The organism is uncultured Salinicola sp., from assembly GCF_937921195.1.
GTDB lineage: Bacteria > Pseudomonadota > Gammaproteobacteria > Pseudomonadales > Halomonadaceae > Salinicola.
Map to the genome: position 1 here is coordinate 1 of NZ_CALFQK010000203.1, position 17598 is coordinate 17598.

General features: G+C 65.4%; 16 protein-coding genes and 1 pseudogene. 9 read left to right on the top strand and 8 right to left on the bottom strand.

Features of this window, described 5'->3' with window-relative positions; translation table 11 throughout:
• The coding region (locus Q0602_RS23695) for a dihydroxy-acid dehydratase (RefSeq protein ID WP_298848558.1) at nucleotides 1-1267 on the top strand (1267 nt) is incomplete at its 5' end.
• A gap of 18 nt (nucleotides 1268-1285) precedes the next feature.
• On the opposite strand, the gene Q0602_RS23700 is transcribed toward Q0602_RS23695, so the two are convergent.
• Complete coding sequence (locus Q0602_RS23700) at nucleotides 1286-2296, bottom strand: LacI family DNA-binding transcriptional regulator (RefSeq protein ID WP_298848560.1); 1011 nt, start codon at nucleotides 2294-2296, stop codon at nucleotides 1286-1288.
• Nucleotides 2297-2615: 319 nt separating this feature from the next.
• On the opposite strand from Q0602_RS23700, the gene Q0602_RS23705 reads away from it, so the two are divergent.
• The 6 genes from Q0602_RS23705 to Q0602_RS23730 all read left to right on the top strand — a co-directional run bounded on the left by Q0602_RS23705 (nucleotide 2616) and on the right by Q0602_RS23730 (nucleotide 8621).
• Nucleotides 2616-3533, top strand: a complete 918-nt coding sequence (locus tag Q0602_RS23705) for a dihydrodipicolinate synthase family protein (protein WP_298848563.1) — start codon at nucleotides 2616-2618, stop codon at nucleotides 3531-3533.
• Between the two features lie 113 nt (nucleotides 3534-3646).
• A complete protein-coding gene (locus Q0602_RS23710) occupies nucleotides 3647-4909 on the top strand; it encodes an Nramp family divalent metal transporter (protein ID WP_298848564.1) in 1263 nt (420 codons plus the stop codon).
• 72 nt (nucleotides 4910-4981) lie between these two features.
• The gene (locus Q0602_RS23715; protein WP_298848566.1) at nucleotides 4982-6187 is read left to right on the top strand and encodes a DcaP family trimeric outer membrane transporter; all 1206 of its coding nucleotides are present in this window, start codon (nucleotides 4982-4984) and stop codon (nucleotides 6185-6187) included.
• A 152-nt stretch (nucleotides 6188-6339) separates the two neighbouring features.
• A complete protein-coding gene (locus tag Q0602_RS23720; protein ID WP_298848568.1) occupies nucleotides 6340-7521 on the top strand; it encodes a hypothetical protein in 1182 nt (393 codons plus the stop codon).
• A 97-nt stretch (nucleotides 7522-7618) separates the two neighbouring features.
• Complete coding sequence (locus Q0602_RS23725; protein ID WP_298848570.1) at nucleotides 7619-8035, top strand: hypothetical protein; 417 nt, start codon at nucleotides 7619-7621, stop codon at nucleotides 8033-8035.
• Between the two features lie 91 nt (nucleotides 8036-8126).
• Nucleotides 8127-8621, top strand: a complete 495-nt coding sequence (locus Q0602_RS23730) for a metallophosphoesterase family protein (RefSeq protein WP_298848573.1) — start codon at nucleotides 8127-8129, stop codon at nucleotides 8619-8621.
• 9 nt (nucleotides 8622-8630) lie between these two features.
• Here Q0602_RS23730 and Q0602_RS23735 read toward each other — a convergent pair whose 3' ends face one another.
• Nucleotides 8631-9845 carry a PQQ-dependent sugar dehydrogenase gene (locus Q0602_RS23735; protein ID WP_298848575.1) on the bottom strand — a complete coding sequence of 405 codons (1215 nt, stop codon included), beginning with the start codon at nucleotides 9843-9845 and terminating at the stop codon, nucleotides 8631-8633.
• A gap of 194 nt (nucleotides 9846-10039) precedes the next feature.
• On the opposite strand from Q0602_RS23735, the gene Q0602_RS23740 reads away from it, so the two are divergent.
• On the top strand, nucleotides 10040-11140 hold the full coding sequence (locus tag Q0602_RS23740; protein ID WP_298848577.1) for an AbrB family transcriptional regulator: 1101 nt from the start codon (nucleotides 10040-10042) through the stop codon (nucleotides 11138-11140).
• Nucleotides 11141-11202: 62 nt separating this feature from the next.
• Here Q0602_RS23740 and Q0602_RS23745 read toward each other — a convergent pair whose 3' ends face one another.
• Entirely contained in the window at nucleotides 11203-11571 is a 369-nt protein-coding gene (locus Q0602_RS23745) for a hypothetical protein (RefSeq protein ID WP_295037966.1), read from the bottom strand.
• Nucleotides 11572-11994: 423 nt separating this feature from the next.
• Here Q0602_RS23745 and Q0602_RS23750 point away from each other — a divergent pair, with 423 nt between their 5' ends.
• Complete coding sequence (locus tag Q0602_RS23750) at nucleotides 11995-13512, top strand: amino acid permease (protein ID WP_295037968.1); 1518 nt, start codon at nucleotides 11995-11997, stop codon at nucleotides 13510-13512.
• Between the two features lie 99 nt (nucleotides 13513-13611).
• Here the strand turns inward: Q0602_RS23750 and Q0602_RS23755 are convergent, their stop codons facing one another.
• From Q0602_RS23755 to Q0602_RS23775, 5 genes and pseudogenes are all read right to left on the bottom strand, one after another.
• Nucleotides 13612-14382 carry an ABC transporter substrate-binding protein gene (locus Q0602_RS23755; protein ID WP_295037970.1) on the bottom strand — a complete coding sequence of 257 codons (771 nt, stop codon included), beginning with the start codon at nucleotides 14380-14382 and terminating at the stop codon, nucleotides 13612-13614.
• A gap of 163 nt (nucleotides 14383-14545) precedes the next feature.
• On the bottom strand, nucleotides 14546-15676 hold the full coding sequence (locus Q0602_RS23760) for a succinylglutamate desuccinylase/aspartoacylase family protein (RefSeq protein WP_298848578.1): 1131 nt from the start codon (nucleotides 15674-15676) through the stop codon (nucleotides 14546-14548).
• Nucleotides 15677-15743: 67 nt separating this feature from the next.
• Nucleotides 15744-16565: a transporter substrate-binding domain-containing protein gene (locus Q0602_RS23765; RefSeq protein ID WP_298848580.1), complete on the bottom strand. Its 822-nt coding sequence runs from the start codon at nucleotides 16563-16565 to the stop codon at nucleotides 15744-15746.
• A gap of 68 nt (nucleotides 16566-16633) precedes the next feature.
• Nucleotides 16634-17362 carry an ABC transporter permease gene (locus Q0602_RS23770; RefSeq protein ID WP_149434303.1) on the bottom strand — a complete coding sequence of 243 codons (729 nt, stop codon included), beginning with the start codon at nucleotides 17360-17362 and terminating at the stop codon, nucleotides 16634-16636.
• Nucleotides 17350-17598: pseudogene (locus Q0602_RS23775) on the bottom strand (arginine ABC transporter permease ArtQ); the annotation flags it as partial. The gene Q0602_RS23770 and the pseudogene Q0602_RS23775, both read right to left, overlap by 13 nt.

The window sequence follows — 17598 nt, forward strand, 5'->3', positions numbered from 1 at the left end:
TCCCAGCATCTTCGTCTATGGCGGCACCATTCAGCCTGGCGCCGGGCATACCGATATCGTCTCGGTGTTCGAGGCGATGGGGGCCTATTCCCAAGGCAACAAGTCGCTGATCGAGGTCAAGCAGATCGAGGAGACCGCGATTCCGGGGCCGGGCTCCTGCGGTGGCATGTATACCGCCAACACCATGGCTTCGGCGATCGAGGCGCTGGGCATGAGCCTGCCCAACTCCTCGGCCCAGGAGGCGGTCTCCCAGACCAAGAACGACGACAGCCGTGCCGCCGGCGAGGCCGTGCTCAAGCTGCTCGAGCTGGATCTGAAGCCCTCCGACATCATGACCCGCAAGGCGTTCGAGAACGCCATCACCGTGGTCATCGCCCTCGGCGGCTCCACCAACGCCGTGCTGCACCTGCTGGCGATCGCCAATACGATCGGCGTCGAGCTCTCGCTGGACGACTTCACCGAGATCGGCAAGCGGGTGCCGGTGCTCGCCGACGTGCGCCCCAGCGGCCACTACATGATGAGCGAGCTGGTGGCGATCGGCGGCATCCAGCCGCTGATGAAGGTGCTGCTGGATGCGGGCATGCTCCACGGTGATTGCATCACCGTTACCGGCAAGACGCTGGCCGAGAATCTGGCGGACGTGGCGCCGTATCCGGTCGACCAGCAAATCATCAAACCGCTGGACAAGCCGGTCAAGGCGAGCAGCCACCTGCGCATTCTCTACGGCAATCTGGCGCCGGAAGGGGCCGTGGCCAAGATCACCGGCAAGGAAGGAACCCGCTTCACCGGTCGTGCGCGCGTGTTCAACTCCGAGGAGGAAGCCCAGGCCCGGATCAACGATCTGACCGTGGTCGCCGGTGACGTCGTCGTCATCCGCTACGAAGGGCCCAAGGGAGGCCCGGGCATGCGAGAGATGCTGACGCCTACCTCCGCGATCATGGGCCGCGGCCTGGGCGACAAGGTGGCGCTGATCACCGACGGTCGCTTCTCCGGCGGCAGCCACGGCTTCGTGGTCGGTCACATCACCCCGGAAGCGTTCGTCGGTGGCCCCATCGGCCTGGTCGAGGACGGTGACGAGATCACCATCGACGCCGAGAACGATGTCATGACCGTGCATATCGACGACGCCGAGATGGAGCGGCGTCGTGCGGCCTGGCAGCGTCCGGCGCCGCGCTACACCCGCGGGACGCTGGCCAAGTACGCCAAGACGGTCAGTTCCGCATCGAAAGGCGCGGTCACCGATCTGCCTGAAGCGCTGGAGGACTGAGCCGGCCCGCAGCGCGCCTCAGCGTGGCGTGAACTGCCGCGTGGAGGCGCGTGGGATCAGGCTCGGCATGGCGCGTCGAGTGGGGCGTGTGGTCAGCGCCTCCTCGCTCAACAGCAGATCGACGGCCTGTCGGGCGACGTAGTCGAAGGGGATATGGACCGAGGTGAGCGGCACCGGCAGTCGGCTCGCCAGCGGAATATCGTTGTAACCCACCAGCGACAGTGCACGCCCTATCTCGATCTCCAGGCGGTGCGCGGCGGCCATGACGCCGATGGCGAGATTGTCATTGACTGCAAATAGCGCCGACGGGCGAGTGGAGCCGGAGAGCAGCGCCAGGCCAGCCGTCTCGCCCGACTCGATCCCGAAGCCGGATTCGATCACCCAGGCCTCGTTGACCGCGACGCCGGCCTCCCCCATTGCCCGGCGAAAGCCGACCTGGCGGTCGCGAGCGCTGGAGGTGAAGCTCGGCCCTGCCACCAGACCGATGTCACGATGGCCGAGGTCGAGCAGATGACGCGTGGCCAGATAACCGCCCTGGATGTCATCGCCGAGCGAGGCGGGGCTGGTGCCGTCGGTGCGTAAAATCAGGGTGTGGGGCACGCCACGTTCGCGCAGGCGGGAGGGCAGCTCGTCGTCGAGCCGACTGGTGGCCAGGATCAAGCCGTCGACGCGACGATCGAGCAGCGACTCCACCGCCTGCTGTTCGTCGACCGGATCATCACCGCTGGTGGCGACGATGGCGAAATAGTGGCGCTCCTGCGCGGCGCGTGAGACGGCCTCGTAGGTCAGGGCCATCACCGTGTCGCTGAGTCGCGGTACCAGCACGCCGATGGTGCCGCTCCCGCCGCGGCGCAGGCTCGACGCCATGATGTCACGCTTGTAGCCGAGTGCCTTGGCGGCGTCGCGAACGCGCTGTGCGGCGCGGCTGCGTGAGGGCGGCAGGCGCTCATCGAGCACGCGGGAAACGGTCGATGTACTGACGCCGGCCGCCTTGGCGACGTCGTGCATGGTGATCGGTTTATCGTTCATCAACGCCCTTACTGGTCCAAAAAACGAGTACACGGCTGACGGCCCGGGCTGCAACGGCCGTCACCTTCCCCACTATCGCATATCTGTCACCGGATGACGGCGCATTGGCATTGTCGACGTGCGTCAGGTCTCGAGGCAGGCAACGCCTTCGGGACAGACGCTTTCTTCGGCATGAACCCTTTTTCCTTCGGCGTGGACCCTTTTCGGGTGAGTCCATTCTTGGAGGTAGACCATAGTGGCATAGGCAGACGTGAAGATTGGCAACATCATATGCAAACGTTCCCGTTAACGTTTTCATAAACCAGCAAGAGATTTTCCCATGACGCTCAATCTCCGTGGTCTCACCCCTGCGCCGGTCACGCCCTTCACCCGAGACGGCGAGGTCGACTACGACGCGATTCACAAGCTCGGCGCGTGGCTCGGCGGTATCGACGGTATCACCGGGCTGGTGGTGTTGGGGCATGCCGGCGAGGGCACCTTCCTCACCTCCGACGAGCAGTGCAAGGTCATCGAGGCGTTCGTGGAGTCGGTAAAGGGCGAGATCCCGATCATCGCCGGGATTACCCGCGAAGGGGATTACGTGGCGGCCGAGGAAGCCAAGCGGGCGGTCGCCGCGGGCGCCTCCGCCGGGCTGGTCTACCCCTCCCACGGCTGGCTGCGCTTCGGCTATCAGGAGGGCGCGCCGCAGGAGCGCTACCGGCGCATCCATGAAGAGAGCGGTCTGCCGCTGATCCTGTTCCAGTACCCGGACAACACCAAGGCGACCTATAACCTGCAGACTCAGCTCGATATCGCCGCCCAGCCGGGTGTCTTCGCGATGAAGAACGGCGTGCGCAACATGAAGCGCTGGGATACCGAGATCCCGGTGATCCGCGAGCAGCGTTCCGACCTGCAGATTCTGACCTGCCACGACGAATACCTGCTGCACACGATGTTCGATGTCGACGGTGCCCTGGTGGGCTATGGCGGTATCGCGCCGGAGCCGTTGATCGAGCTGATCCAGGCCGGCAAGGCCAAGGATTACGCCAAGGCGCGCGAACTCCACGACCGCCTGCTGCCGGTGACCAAGAGCGTCTACCACCGCGGCTCGCACATGGAGGGCACGGTGGCACTGAAGTGGGCGCTGGTGGCACGCGGCGTGCTCGAGCACGCCACCGTTCGCGCACCGCTGCGCCCGCTGGTGGAAGGCGCCGATAAAGAGATCGCCGATGCCATGAAGCAAGCCGGCCTGGCCTGAGCGTGCGACGGCCGTCCGGGGTGCAGCCGGGCGGCCCGGGGCGGCGTGCCGCCGTCCCCCATGAATCCCGGTGAACGTTCATGTCGACAAGAAAAAAAGCACTGGAGCACGTGATGACTATCCGCACGAAGCAATCTTCCGCTGCTACGTCACCGCCCGCCACTGCGAGCGGTCTCTCTCCCAAACTGCAGATGCTGGCGCTGATGGGGCCGGCGTTCGTGGCCGGCGCCTGGCGTTTCGGTCCCGGCGCGCTGACCTCTGCAGTGCAGGCAGGCAGCCGCTACGGCTACATGCTGCTGTGGGTGATCTTGATCTCCGCCGTACTGATGTTCGTGTTCAACGACATGGCCGTCAGGCTGGGACTCGCCAGTTCCGAGTCCATCGTCGCCACTACCAAGCGCAAGCTCGGCCGCCCGGTCGGCGTGTTGGCGGGCTTCGGGGTGTTCGCGATCACGCTGATGTTCGCGGTGGGCAATGCCGTGGGCTCCGGTTTGGCGCTGAGCCTGCTGCTCGGCGGCTCGGTGGTGGGGTGGACCCTCGCTTGCACCGTTGCCGTGGGCGCGCTGGTGGCGATGCGCAACACCTACAAAGCGATGGAGCGGCTGCTGGTGGCGCTGGTGGGGCTGATGTCGGTGGGCTTTCTCGCCTCCACGCTGCTCAGCGATCCCGACTGGGCCGCGGCGGCCAAGGGGCTGGTGCCGCACTTTCCCGCTGAGGCCGGGGTGCTGCTGATCGCGATGATCGGTACCAACTTCTCGATCAACTCGGCGTTCTATACCGGCTACGCGATCCACGAACGCCAGCTCAAGCGCGAGCAGTATCGCGCCATCACCCTGATGGACACGCTGCCGGGCAATATCGCCACCGCGCTCATGGCGATGCTCATCATCATCGTTTCCGCGGCGGTGCTGCATGCGACCGGGACCGTGGCCAATACCTTCCCGCAGTTGGCCGGCGTGCTCGAGCCTCTGGCGGGGCGCCTGGGCGCGGTGCTGTTCGGGCTCGGCTTCTTCGCCGCAGCGTTCTCCTCCATGGCGGCCAATGCCTCGGCCGGCGGCACCCTGCTCGCCGACGCCCTGGGCTGGAGCAGCAGTCTGTCCTCTTATCGGGTCAAGGCGCTGGTCTACGTCGTCCTGGTATGGGGCGCGCTGGTGACGCTGCTGGCCAAGGGCTCGCCGATCGAGCTGATCATCGTGGCCCAGGCTCTCACCGTCCTGGTGGCGCCGTTCCTCGGCATCATCCTGTTCCTGCTCACGCGTCGCGAGGACGTCATGGGCGACCTCAAGAACGGGCCTTGGCAGACCCTGTTCGCGCTCCTCGGGCTGGTGGCGATCTTCGCCATCTCCGGTCGTCTGCTGTTCAAGCTGTTCGGCTGATCGCTGGCCGCCAATGGCGGCCCGTCTGACGCTTCGACTCCAACACCAATAACAGTCAATGGAGAACACGCCATGTTCACGCATGTCGCGCGCTTACGCTCGTCCTTACTGCTGGCCACGGCAGCGCTGCTGCCGCTCTCGGCCCATGCCGTCGACTTCACGGTCGACAAGACCCGGGTATCGGTCTACGGCTACGCCAAGCTCGATATCATGTACGACACCGGTGACGTCAAGTCCGGCAGCAGCGGGCTGGGCGACAGCGTCAATTTCAGCAAGATCGCGGTGGATGGACAGCGCCACACCAGTGGCCACAGTAACCTCACCGCGGGCGAGTCGCGGCTCGGTTTCAAGACCGCGACACCGACCTCTCAGGGCGATCTGGTCACTGTCATCGAGGGCGACTTCTTCACCGGCGACCTGCGCCTGCGTCAGGCCTACGGCGCCTGGAACGGACTACTTGCCGGCCAGACATGGAGTAACTTCCATACCTTCATCGGCACCACGCCGACGCTCGACTTCACCGGGCCGGCGGGGCGCGATGCCTTTCTGCGCCAGGCCCAGCTACGTTACTCGTACGGCGATTTCCATATCGCGCTGGAGGACCCCAGCGGGGCCATGTCGGGGCGGTCGTTCGATGGCGGCTACGACGCCGCCACCGGGGGCAAGTCCATCGCCGGCACCGATGTCGACCGCAAGGATAGCCTGCCGGATCTCACCCTGCGCTACGAGTCGGGTAGCGGGCCGGCCAAGTGGGCCCTGGCGGCGCTGGTGCGGGAGGTGGCGTTCGACGATGGCGCGCAGCACGACTCTGCCGTCGGCTGGGGCATGCTGGCGGCGGGCAGCTATGCGCTGACCTCCTCGACCACACTGCGCGCGCAGGTGACCGGTGGCGATGGCATTGGCGCCTACATGAAGGTCAATCCGGCGCCGGCGGCCTATCGGGTGGGCGACCGTCTGGAGACGATCACCGCCTGGGGTGGCACCTTGGGGGTGAGTCAGCAAGTGGGCCCGGGCACGCTCAATCTCTCCTACTCGCGGGTCGAAGCGGACTGGGACGCCGCCGAGCGTGATGGCGTCTCGCTGGTCAGGACCGACACCGCGGGCGGTTTCGTCGACGCCTATGATGAGGTTCACCAGGTGATTCACCTCAATTATCAGTGGCATCCGATCGAGCGTGTGACCTACGGCATCGAACTGGCCCACGCCACGCGCGAGACCGTGGATGACCGCAGCGGCAGCGTGAACCGCGTCCAGGGTAGCGTGATCTACGCCTTCTGATGCAGTGGTGCACCAGCGCCGTCCGCGTCTCCGGCATGAGCCCGGCTCATGTCGGAGGCGCGGAATTTTCACGCGTGTACGCCAGTTTCCGTGGCGCGGCTTGGGTATCCTTGGCGGCTGATCCATCACCATGACCGCGTTGAGGGGACCCCATGCAGACCAGTCGCGACCGCATCATCACCACCCACACCGGCAGCCTGCCGCGCACCCCGGCGCTGTCGCGCATGCTGGTGCTGCGTGAGCAGGGCAAGCCGGTGGATAGCGCAGCGTTCGAGGCCGAGGTCGCGCGCTGCCTAGATGGAGTGATTGGCGCCCAGCTCGATGCCGGGCTCGACAGCATCAATAACGGCGAGGCGCCGCGGGTGGGGTTCTCGACCTATGTCACCGAGCGCATGAGCGGCTTCGGTGGCGAGGGGCGGCGCAAGCCGACGCTGGATATCCAGAAGTTCCCCGGCTATGCCGAGCACATGGCGCGCCAGATCGGCGTCTCCGAGGATCTGGCCAAGGTGTGGAACACGCCACTGGCGCAGCAGGCGGTGCGTTACGACCCGACGCTGGCCGGAGTCAAGGCGGAGCTGGCCTCGTTCGCGGCCGCGCTGGCGGGGCGCCCGGCACCGCGGGAGACCTTCATGACCGCGGCCTCCCCCGGCGTGGTCACCACCACCATGCTGCGCGCCCAGGACAACCCTGACTATCCCACCGACCGCGACTACGTGCTCGCCGTCGCCCGCGAGCTGAAGCAGGAGTACGAGGCGATCGTGGCCGCCGGTCACGTACTGCAGCTGGATGCCCCGGATCTGGCCATGGAGCGCGTGATCCTGTTCGGCGATGCCGACCTGGGCACCTTCCTCGAGCGCGTCGAGCTGCACGTCGAGGCGATCAATCTGGCGCTGGAGAACATCCCGGCGGACCAAGTGCGGCTGCACGTCTGCTGGGGCAACTGGCAGGGGCCGCACCAGGACGACGTGCCGGTGGCCGAGCTGCTGCCGATCCTCTACCGCGCCAAGGTGGGGGCGCTCAGTATCCCGCTGGGCAACCCGCGCCACGAGCATGAGACGGTCTCGTTCAAGACTCACCCGCTACCTGATCACATGCTGCTGATGCCGGGGGTGATCGATGTCACTACCAACTATCTCGAACACCCCGAAGTGGTGGCCAATCGCATCTGCGCCTCGGTGGATGCCATCGGCGACCGCGAGCGGGTGGTGGCGGGCACCGACTGCGGCTTCGGCACCTTCGCCAGCTACGAGTTCGTCGCCCAGGACGTGGCCTGGGCCAAGCTCAAGGCGTTGAGCGAGGGCGCGGCGATCGCCACCCAACGTCTCTGGGGTTGAGCGCGCCCTGCGAATCGCGCTCTTGCAATCGGTAACCTCATGGATGCCGAGGCTCTCCTATACTGCGAAGGCAAACGGCACAACAGGGAGAGGTGCAATGTCGTCTAGATGGATGAATGCCGGGCTGGGCCTGGCGCTGACTACGCTGCTGTCCACCGGCGGCGCCATGGCGCAGGACAAGACGAGCGATCAGCCCAACGTGGACAAGCAGGAGGGGGCGCAGACCAACGAGCAGGAGGCGGCCCACGAAACCGAGACGCAGGCGGAGGGCGCGCCTGCGCTGGCGCAGCAGTGCCAGGATCTCGCGCTGCAGGAAGATGATGCCGCCGAGAAGATGGAGGGGCTATCCATCTACGAGACCAACGCCAGCGATTACCAGAAGGGCGAGGCGTATGAACTCACCGTCGATCTGCTCGGCGAGGGCAATGCGAAGTACAACCTGACCTGCCAGGTCGATGCCGACGGCAACATGACCTACGAGGGCATGGGCAAGTCCACCAGCGTCAAATCATGAAGCGGACTCGTGCAAAGTTTCAGACGGCCCCTCGGGGCCGTTTTGGTTTGCATGCCTCGATCGCCCACGACTTTTCATCAGGAGGTCACCGATGAGCATCGCCGCAGATACCGTCGAAACGATGTCTCCGGTCGGGATCATCTCGGATACCCACGGGTTGCTGCGGGACCAAGCCCTGGCGCTGCTGGCGGATTGTCGCCCGTTGATTCATCTGGGCGACGTCGGCGATCCGGCCATTCTCGAGCGCCTGGCGGAGCGGGGGCCGTTGTACAGTGTGCGCGGCAATATCGATCGGGAAGGGGCGTGCGCGGCGCTGCCCTCCCATCGACTGCTGGTGATCAACGGCCGGCCCCTGCAGCTGGTCCATGATGTGGCGGACGTCGACGAGCGGATGGCGTGCGAGGCCGTGCTCCACGGCCACTCGCACAAGCCGCGCAACGAGTGGCGGGGAGAGGGCGGCGAGCGGAGGCTATGGTTCAACCCCGGCGCAGCGGGCAAGCGCCGATTCAGTCTGCCGATCACGCTGGGCAAACTGTGGATCGATGCCGACGGCATCCGCAGTGCGATCATCCATTTGCCGCTGTGAGTTTGGAAATCACTCGCCGTCCGGGGTGATACGGACCAGCGCGCCGTTGGCCGAGTCCGTCAGCACCCACAGCGCGCCGTCGGGGCCCTCCGCGACGTCGCGCACGCGGCCCAGCTTCTCCAAAAGACGCTGTTCGCCGCTGACACGCTTGCCGTCGAGCGTCAGCCTCACCAATCCGCCTGGCGACAGCGACGCGATGACGAGGTTGCCCTGCCAGCCGGGGAAGCGGTCACCCTGGTAGAACGTCATGTCGCCCGGCGCGATCACCGGGTCCCAGTAATAGATGGGCTGCTCCATGCCCTCCTTGGCGGTAATGCCCTCGCCGATGGGCGCCCCGCTGTAGTCCTCGCCGTAGGTGATCACCGGCCAGCCATAGTTATTGCCGGCTTCGGGCACGTTGAGCTCGTCGCCGCCCTTGGGTCCGTGCTCGATGGTCCAGAGTTCGCCGGTGCCGGGCTGTAGCGCCGCGCCCTGCACGTTGCGATGACCGTACGACCAGATCTCGGGCAGACCGGCGCTGCCATCGGCGAACGGGTTGTCGTCGGGAATCGAACCGTCGGCGTTGATCCGCACCACCTTGCCCAGATGCGTATCCCGATCCTGGGCCAGCTGGCGGGGTTCTGGCAGCGAGCGTTCACCCAGGGTCACGTAGAGCCGGCCCTGGTCGTCCCAGGTCAGCGTGGAGCCGAAATGCTTGGTGGAGTTCCAGGCCGGTGTCTGGCGAAAGATGACTTCGACCTCCGTCAACCGGCCATGGTCGTGGCTCAGGACGCCACGGGCGACCGCAGTGCCGTTCTCACCGTCGTCTCTCGGCTCGGCGTAGCTGAAGTAGATTCGTCGGTTGTTGGCGAAGTCCGGGTCGAGCACCACATCGAGCAGGCCTCCCTGGCCGCGGGCATCGATCTCCGGCAGCCCCTCGATGGGTGCGGACAGCGTTCCGGCGTGCAGGTCGACGGCACGCAGGCGTCCGGGGCGCTCTGTCACCAGCGCCATGTCGTTGTCGACAAAAGCCAAGCCCCACGGATGCGCCAGCCCCTCGGTGACCGGCGTTGCCGTGAGCGCGACGTTGTCGTCGAGCGCCGGCGCGCGGGTCTGGCCGTCGAATGCCGGGGTCTGATCCGGCGCGTTGGGCGGGCCGCTCTGCACCGGCTCAGCGGCGAAGGCTTCGCCGCCGAGCGACAACAACAGGGCTGCACCGGGGAAGGTCACGAGATTTCGAAGCATGTCGGTCTCCATGGCGGGGGGCTGGCATCGCGTCTGGTCCATTGACTGTAGCAGCCTTCCGAGTTCGTGTGAGTGGTGGTTCCCGGTGCTGCCGGTGTGACGTGTCGCTGACAGTTTGAAACCAAAGATTGTCGACAAACAATGCCGCGTCCGGGCCAAAGTTGATATCATTAGTCTTTTATCGGAGTTCGAACTTGCCCGCTGATCCTTCCGTGCCCCGCAACCCGCCATCCCGCTCCCGTCCTCCTGCGTGGATGCGTTGGCTGCTGCTCGTGATCGGCTGCGTCATCGCCAACCGGCTGTTGAATGCGGTGCACATGCCGGCCGGCGGCTTCATCGGCCCGATGGCGGTGTCGATCGCCTACGGGGTAGTGGTCGGCGGCCTGAAGTTGCCTCGTGCCGGTTTCAAGCTCAGCCAGGGCGTGATCGGTGTGCTGATCGCCCAGACGCTGACCCTGTCGGTCCTGTTCAAGATCCTCGATGCGTGGCCGGTGATGCTGATCGCCACGACGATCACGCTGCTGCTGAGCCTGGGCGTGGGCATAGGGCTGGTGCGCTATGGCGGGTTGCCCGGCTCGACGGCCGCTTGGGGCACCACGCCGGGGGCCGCCGCGGCGATGGTCGCGATGGCCGAGGAGAGCGATGCCGATCCGCGGATCGTGGCGGCAATGCAGTACGTGCGCGTAGTGTGCGTCGTGCTGGTGGGCGCCCTGGTCAGCCACTACCTCGGCGTGACGGACAGTAGCGGCCAGGGGCACGCTGCCAATCTGCCCACCAGCCTGGGAGAGCTGGGCAGCTTCGTTGCCACGTTAGCGGTCGTCGTCGGCGGCGTGTGGTTATTCGACCGGCGGTTGCCCGCCGGCGCGTTGCTCGGGCCGGTAGTGCTGGGCAGCGTATTGAGCCTGAGCGGCCTCATCACCATCGTGCTGCCCCAGCCGCTCCTTGAATTGGCCTACGGCGTGATCGGCGCCTACGTGGGATTGCGCTTCGATCGGGAGACGGTCCACAACATCGCGCGCGCGCTCGGCAAGATGATTCTCGCTTCGCTGGTGCTGATTGCGCTTTGTGCCGTCTCCGCCTGGCTGATGACGCTGCTGATGCATACCACTTTCATCACCGCCTATCTGGGCACGAGTCCTGGCGGCCTCGATTCGATGACGATCATCGCGATCGATACCCATGCGGATGTGGGACTGGTGGTGGCGCTGCAGACGCTGCGGCTGTTCACTGTCGTACTGGTCGGGCCGGGGATGGCGAGATTGGTGGCACGATTCGCCAAGCCGTCGACGACCTGACGGAGGTGTCGAGGCCAGGCATCCCCGATTCTCTACCCTCTCTCGGCAAAGCCCAGTCGAGCCTAGTGCAGGCTCCATTGCCAGCGCCTGTGCCTGTGACTGCGCGGGGCCGGCGTGTGGCTGCGTACGCGGCTGACCCAGGCCTGCCGCGCTTCCCAGCGTATCAGGTAGACGGTCTCGCCATCACGCAGGGGGGGATTGGCGGGGTCGATCAGGACTGCGTCGAACCAGCGCGAGAGATGATAGACCTGAAGCTTGCCACTGACGGGGTGGGTGGCGACCTGAACGGCAGCTTCCGCGCCGCTGCCGCTGTTCGGACGCAGTGACAGGGCGATCCAGCCCGGCATGCGATATCGAAGGATCACGGCAATCGAGCACAGCCCCAGCCAAAAGATGATCTCTCCCGACGTTGTACTGAGCCACTGCTCCATGGAACCCCCTGCGATTCGGTGGCGATAGCTTCCAGTGATGGGCAATCGTCCTTATATGCGGTGCCTTCAAGAGCACCGTCTGTCTCTACTGGACCTACGCGCTAGCGTTACCAGCAGAATACGGATAGCCAGTGCGGCTCTCCACACCAGAACGGTAAACAATTGCTGTCTTACGTAGCGGTTGCCGGCGATCGTGGCGGCGATTTGCGCTCCGCCAGTCGGCCCGCTGCCCTTTTCCCCTTCCCCTTTCCCTTGGCCACTGTTCCATTTGCGTCATGGGATTTGCGGGGGAGCAGGGTCTGCAGTATTTCTGAAAGTGCAGGCTCTCCTCGTGTCATGGGGAGACAGAACGCGGCATGCGGCGGCCGATCCACGAGCCGGCACCGACGACAACAATGACAACGACAGCGGCGAGAGGCGGACATGAAACAGCAACCCTCCAACATTCAATACCGGCAGGAAGACGCCAGTTACTTCGAACAGCGCGGGCTGAGCCGATATGCCGGCCCCTGGTCGCTATGGGCACTCGGCGTCGGGGCGGTCATTTCCGGGCACTACTCCGGCTGGAATCTGGGTCTCTCCGTCGGCGGATGGGGCGGCATGGCGATCGCGACCGCCTTGATTGCGATCATGTATCTGGGGCTGACATTCTGTATCGCCGAGATGTCCCCGGCGTTACCGCACACGGGTGCGGCGTACTCCTTCGCGCGCTCTTCGATGGGGCCGTGGGGTGGCTTCATCACCGGCCTGTGCGAGAACGTCGAGTACATCCTGACGCCGGCGGTCATCGTGTTCTTCATCGGCTCCTATCTGGGTAGCATCTTCGAGACGCCGGCGGCGATGCAGCCGCTATGGTGGGTGATAGGCTATATCCTGTTCGTGGGGCTCAATATCGTCGGCGTGGAGCTGTCGTTCAAGGTGACCCTGACGGTCACGCTGCTGGCTCTGGCGGTACTGGTGGTGTTCTGGATCTCGGCCATTCCCAATATCGACTTCTCGACCTGGGCCCTCGACATCGGTAGCGACGGCGAACGGCTGGAGGGCGGCGGCGGACCCTTCCTGCCCATGGGTGTCGGCGGTGCGCTGGCGGCGATGCCGTTCGCGGTGTGGCTGTTCCTGGCGATCGAGCAATTGCCACTGGCGGCGGAGGAGTCGGTCGACCCCAAGCGGGACATGCCCAAGGGCATCATCCTGGGGATGATCACGCTGATCGTCTCCGCCTCGATGGTGCTGTTCCTCAACCCCTCGCTGGTCGGCGTCGGAGCCTACGCCCTCGGCCGGAGCGGCGAACCGCTGCTGGACGGCTTTGCCGCGATCTACGGCAGCGGCCTGGCCAAGGTGCTGGCGCTGGTGGCGATCATCGGGCTGATCTCCAGCTTCCACACCATCATCTTCGCCCAGGGGCGTCAGATCTATTCGCTGTCGCGTGCCGGCTACTTCCCCACCTGGCTGTCGGTCACCCACGGCACCCGCAAGACGCCGCACGTGGCGATGATCGCCGGTGCCTGTCTGGGGCTCGTCATCATGCTGATACTGTTCACCGGCCTGGGAATCGATCAGGGGTCAGCGGTGATCGGCGGCACCCTGCTCAACATGGCGGTATTCGGTGCCATGTGCTCCTACATCGCCCAGGCCGCGTCGTTCATCCTGCTGCGCAAGAACCGCTCCGACATTCCGCGCCCCTACCGCAGTCCGTTCGGGGTGCCCGGCGCCTGGGTCACCATCGTCATCGCGCTGGTGACGCTGTTTTTCCAGTTGAGCGATCCCACCTACCGGGTCGGCATCCTCGGCGTCATCGTCTGGTTCGCCGTGGCGATCGCCTATTTCGCCCTGGTCGGTCGTCATCGGCTGATCCTGTCGCCGGAAGAGGAGTTCGCCATGGCGCGACGCGAGGCGGGCGAGGATGTCGAGACGGCACCCGCGATACGGCCGCGCAGCTGATCGCACCGGATGGCGCAAACGACAAGGCCCCGATCCGGGGATCGGGGCCTTGCGCTCGAGGGCCTGGCGGGGCGCGGAAAACGCCGCCGCCGACGGCAGTTACTGCTGGGTCTTGAAGTACTTGTCGTAGATCTTCTGGTAGGTGCCGTTGTCCTTCAGCGTGGCCAGGGCGTCGTCGAAGCGCTCGGCGAGTTCCTTGTCGCGGGGACGGAAGGCGATACCGAAGCCTTCGCCGAAGTATTTTGCCGGCTCGCTGATCATGTCGCCGACGGTGACGTAGTTGCCATCCTCGCTGTCCAGCAGCGTGGACTTGCCCACCGGGAAATCGAGGAAGGCGATGTCGACGCGTCCGGCATCCATGTCCAGCACCAGGTCGTCGGCGGTGGTGTAGCGGCTGATGTTGGCATCGTCACCGTACATGTCGGTCACGTAGTTGTCCTGCAGCGTGCCGCGCTGGACGCCGATGGTCTTGCCCTTGAGCGACTCGGGATAGGTGGTCTCGATGCCGCTGTCGGCCGCCGCGAACCAGGCGGAGGGCGGCTTGATGTACGGATCGGAGAACAGCACGGTCTGGCGGCGCTCGTCGTTGATCGTCATCGACGACATGATGGCGTCGTACTTGCGTGCCAGCAGGCCGGGGATGATGCCGTCCCAGGCCTGGACGACCCACTCGCAGTCGGCCTTGATCTGTTCGCACATGGCGTTGCCGAGCTCGATGTCGAAGCCGGTCAGTTCGCCGTCCGGGGTGCGATATTCCATCGGCTCGTAGGGAACGTCGACGCCGATACGCAGTTGTTCGGTGTCCTGGGCCTGGGCGACGCCCGCGATCAGCGCGGCGCCGAGCAGGCTGGTGGTCAGCAGTTTTTTCATGGATCGCTTCTCTCTTGTGATGCGTGTGTTCTTGTGTGTCGCGACTCGGTCCCGGTCCGTCCGCCGCTTCGTGGGCGGCGAACGATCCACGACATCCGATGGATGACAACCGCAGCATAACGAAAGCTTACACGGTTGAATATCATCCCGATCAACGCTTGGCTCACGGCGCCAGCAGGTAGCCACTGCGGTGGCTGCGGTGGCCGGCGATATCGGCGACGATCATGCCCGCCGTGGCCATGCGGCGCTGGCTGCGCGCGTAGAACATGCCCGCCTGCGGCGCGCGAACCGGCTCGACGCGATCGCTGATCGGGTCGATGATCTCGGCGATGAGCTGCCCGGCTTCGACTGTCATGCCTGGCGTGGCGTGGAACACCAGCAGTCCGCCGATCGGTGCGTGCAGGAAGTCCATCGCCGCCAGCTCAGTGGCGGGATAGGGCAGCTCCGGCAGGGGCGGCGCCTCGCCGGCGACGAGTCCCAGGTGCCGGAGCCAGTCGATGATCGCCTGGGCGTCGCGGCCGGCGAGGTCGTGATCGACGTCGCGTTGACCGCGCAATTCCAGCGTCACCGACTGGCAGCCGTAGTCGAGCGGGAAACGGTCGCCGAAGGTCTGCTGCAACCGTTCCCACACCAGCGTGAAGCACTCGTCGAACGACTGCCCGCCGGAATCGGTCGCCAGCATGCTGGCCTTGGCGCCGAAGTAGCGTGCCAGCGGCTCGAACACCGGCCACGCCGCCGGGGTGGTGTAGAGATGCTCCACCGCATCGAAATCGCAGTGCAGGTCGAGCACGAAATCGGCGCGACAGGCCAGCCGCTGCAGGGTCAGACGCATCGACTCCAGCGTGGTGGCCGGCCCGGTCCTTTCGAGAGCCGCATCGAGCGCGGCCTCGAACCGGTCGCGAATCACGTCGCGGTTGTGGGCGATGTCGTCGTTCAGCGCGGCGTCCAGTCCATCGGCGATCTCGTCGGCGACGTTGGCGTAGCGGCGGTTGAAGTTGTTCAGGCTCTCGAAGTCATAGCGGCCCAGCGGCGTGTCCATCAACTGCTGGTCCAGGCCCACCGGGTTGGCCACCGGGACGAGGGTGACACGGCAGGCCAGTTGGCCCTGGGCTTCGAGTTCGGCCAGGCGCTGTTTCAGGGTCCAGGCCACCAGCATGCCGGGCAGCTCGTCGGCGTGCAGGGCACCCTGTATGTACAGATGGCGCTCGGCGTCCGCCGGGCCGTAGTGAAAGCTGTCGATCTGTCGCTCGGTGCCCGGCACCGGGCTGATCAATGGGTGTTTCCGGTGTTCCACGACGCTTCCTCGGCTCGAGAATCGGGAGGCCCGGTCGCTGGCGCGGCATCGACCGGGCGGGGCTGGGTTACTGGGCGCAGTCGGCTTCGCTGGGACGCACCGACAGATCGTAGTCGAAGTACTGCTCCATCAGCTTGTCGAAGGTGCCGTCGGCGTACACCTCGCAGATCGCCTTGTCGAACTTGGCGGCCAGCGCCTTGTCGCGCTGGCGGAACGCCATGGCGGCACCCTTGCCGAAGATCGACGTCGGCGTCTTGATGCTGTCGCCGAGCTGCTTGTAGGGGCTGTCGTCCTGACGGAAATCGATGGCATCAACGGCGATCGGGAAGTCCTCGAAGGTCAGGTCGAGACGGCCGGACTGGAGGTCGTTGACCACCTCCTGGGAGGAGCCGTAGCGGTGGATGTCGAGGACGTCGCCGTACTCCTGGGTGACGTAGACGTCGCGAATGGTGCCGCGCTGCACGCCGACGGAGAGGCCCTCGAGGGACTGCTTTTCGTCGATGTCGATATCGCGATCCCTGGCGGTGATCCAGACGCTCGGCGTGTTGTAGTAGGGCAGCGAGAACATCACCTGGCGCTCGCGCTCCGGGGTGATCGCCATCGAGGAGAGGATGGCGTCGTACTTGCGCGCCAGCAGGCCGGGAATGATGCCGTCCCAGCTCTGTTCGACCCAGCTGCACTCGAGGTTGGCGCGAGCGCACAGCTCGTTGCCGAGGTCGATCTCGAAGCCCTCGAGCTTGCCGTCGGCATCGCGCATGACGAACGGTTCGTAGGGCACGTCGATGCCCAGGCGAACGGTCTCCTTGGCGTCCTGGGCCATGGCCTGGCCGAGGAGCTGGCCCGATACGAGTGCGCCGGCGAGCAGGGCGCTGGTGATCCACTTGTTCATATTCGACTCTCTTGTGATTGGTGGTTGATGATCGGGAAGACGGGCCGTCGTGGCCGTGTCGCCGGCAATCAGGCCCGCGGGCGCAGGTGCGCCAGCAATCGTTTCTCCAGCCTGCGAAACACGAACATGATGCTGAAGGTCAGGCAGAGATAGATCAGCGCCACGAAGATGAACGCCTGGAACGGCGCGTAGAAGCGGGCGTAGACGTAGTACGCCGCCCCGGTCAGGTCCATGATCGTCACCACGCTGGCCACGGCGCTGGCGTGGAGCATGAAGATCACCTCGTTGCCGTAGGCCGGCAGGGCGCGGCGGAAGGCGCTGGGCAGGATGATGCGACGCATCATCAGCTTGCGCGACATGCCGTAGGCGCGGGCTGCCTCGATCTCGCCCTTGGCGGTATTCTTGATCGCGCCATGGAAGATCTCGGTGGTATAGGCCGCCGTGTTGAGCGTGAACGCGATCAGCGCCGGGAAGAATGCCTGCTTGAACACCACCCAGAAGATGCTGTCCTGGATACCGTCGAAGAAGACCACGCCGTAGTAGACCAGATAGAGCTGAATCAGCAGCGGCGTGCCGCGGAAGACGTAGGTGTAGGCGTAGATCGGCAGCTTGATCCAGCGCCGCTTCGAGCCGCGGCCGATGGCCAGGGGCACCGCCAGGATCACGCCGATCAGCAGCGACAGGAAGACCAGCTGCACCGTCGTGACGAGCCCGCCCCAGTAGAAGCTCAGCGTGTTGGCGGTGAAGATCAGGTTGCCGGACAGCAGTTCGGTGAACCAGCCGTTCAATTGTTCCATTCGCTGGACTCCCCGAAGCCGGTGTTATAGCGCTTGGTCAATTTGGCGAAGCCCCATTCGGAAAGCGTGGCGATCAGCAGGTAGATCAGCGCCACCGGGATCATGAACAGGAAGGGCTCGTGGGTCGCCTTGGTCGCCTCGGCTGCCACCCGGACCATGTCGGTCAGGCCGATGATCGAGACCAGCGCGGTGGTCTTGAGCAGCACCATCCAGTTGTTGCCGATCCCCGGCAGGGC

Coding starts and splice junctions, on each gene's coding strand:
- Q0602_RS23705 (WP_298848563.1), top strand. CDS start 2,616: ATGACGCTCAATCTCCGTGGTCTCACCCCTGCGCCGGTCACGCCCTTC.
- Q0602_RS23730 (WP_298848573.1), top strand. CDS start 8,127: ATGAGCATCGCCGCAGATACCGTCGAAACGATGTCTCCGGTCGGGATC.
- Q0602_RS23765 (WP_298848580.1), bottom strand. CDS start 16,565: ATGAACAAGTGGATCACCAGCGCCCTGCTCGCCGGCGCACTCGTATCG.
- Q0602_RS23710 (WP_298848564.1), top strand. CDS start 3,647: ATGACTATCCGCACGAAGCAATCTTCCGCTGCTACGTCACCGCCCGCC.
- Q0602_RS23750 (WP_295037968.1), top strand. CDS start 11,995: ATGAAACAGCAACCCTCCAACATTCAATACCGGCAGGAAGACGCCAGT.
- Q0602_RS23735 (WP_298848575.1), bottom strand. CDS start 9,845: ATGCTTCGAAATCTCGTGACCTTCCCCGGTGCAGCCCTGTTGTTGTCG.
- Q0602_RS23745 (WP_295037966.1), bottom strand. CDS start 11,571: ATGGAGCAGTGGCTCAGTACAACGTCGGGAGAGATCATCTTTTGGCTG.
- Q0602_RS23720 (WP_298848568.1), top strand. CDS start 6,340: ATGCAGACCAGTCGCGACCGCATCATCACCACCCACACCGGCAGCCTG.
- Q0602_RS23770 (WP_149434303.1), bottom strand. CDS start 17,362: ATGGAACAATTGAACGGCTGGTTCACCGAACTGCTGTCCGGCAACCTG.
- Q0602_RS23700 (WP_298848560.1), bottom strand. CDS start 2,296: ATGAACGATAAACCGATCACCATGCACGACGTCGCCAAGGCGGCCGGC.
- Q0602_RS23715 (WP_298848566.1), top strand. CDS start 4,982: ATGTTCACGCATGTCGCGCGCTTACGCTCGTCCTTACTGCTGGCCACG.
- Q0602_RS23725 (WP_298848570.1), top strand. CDS start 7,619: ATGTCGTCTAGATGGATGAATGCCGGGCTGGGCCTGGCGCTGACTACG.
- Q0602_RS23755 (WP_295037970.1), bottom strand. CDS start 14,382: ATGAAAAAACTGCTGACCACCAGCCTGCTCGGCGCCGCGCTGATCGCG.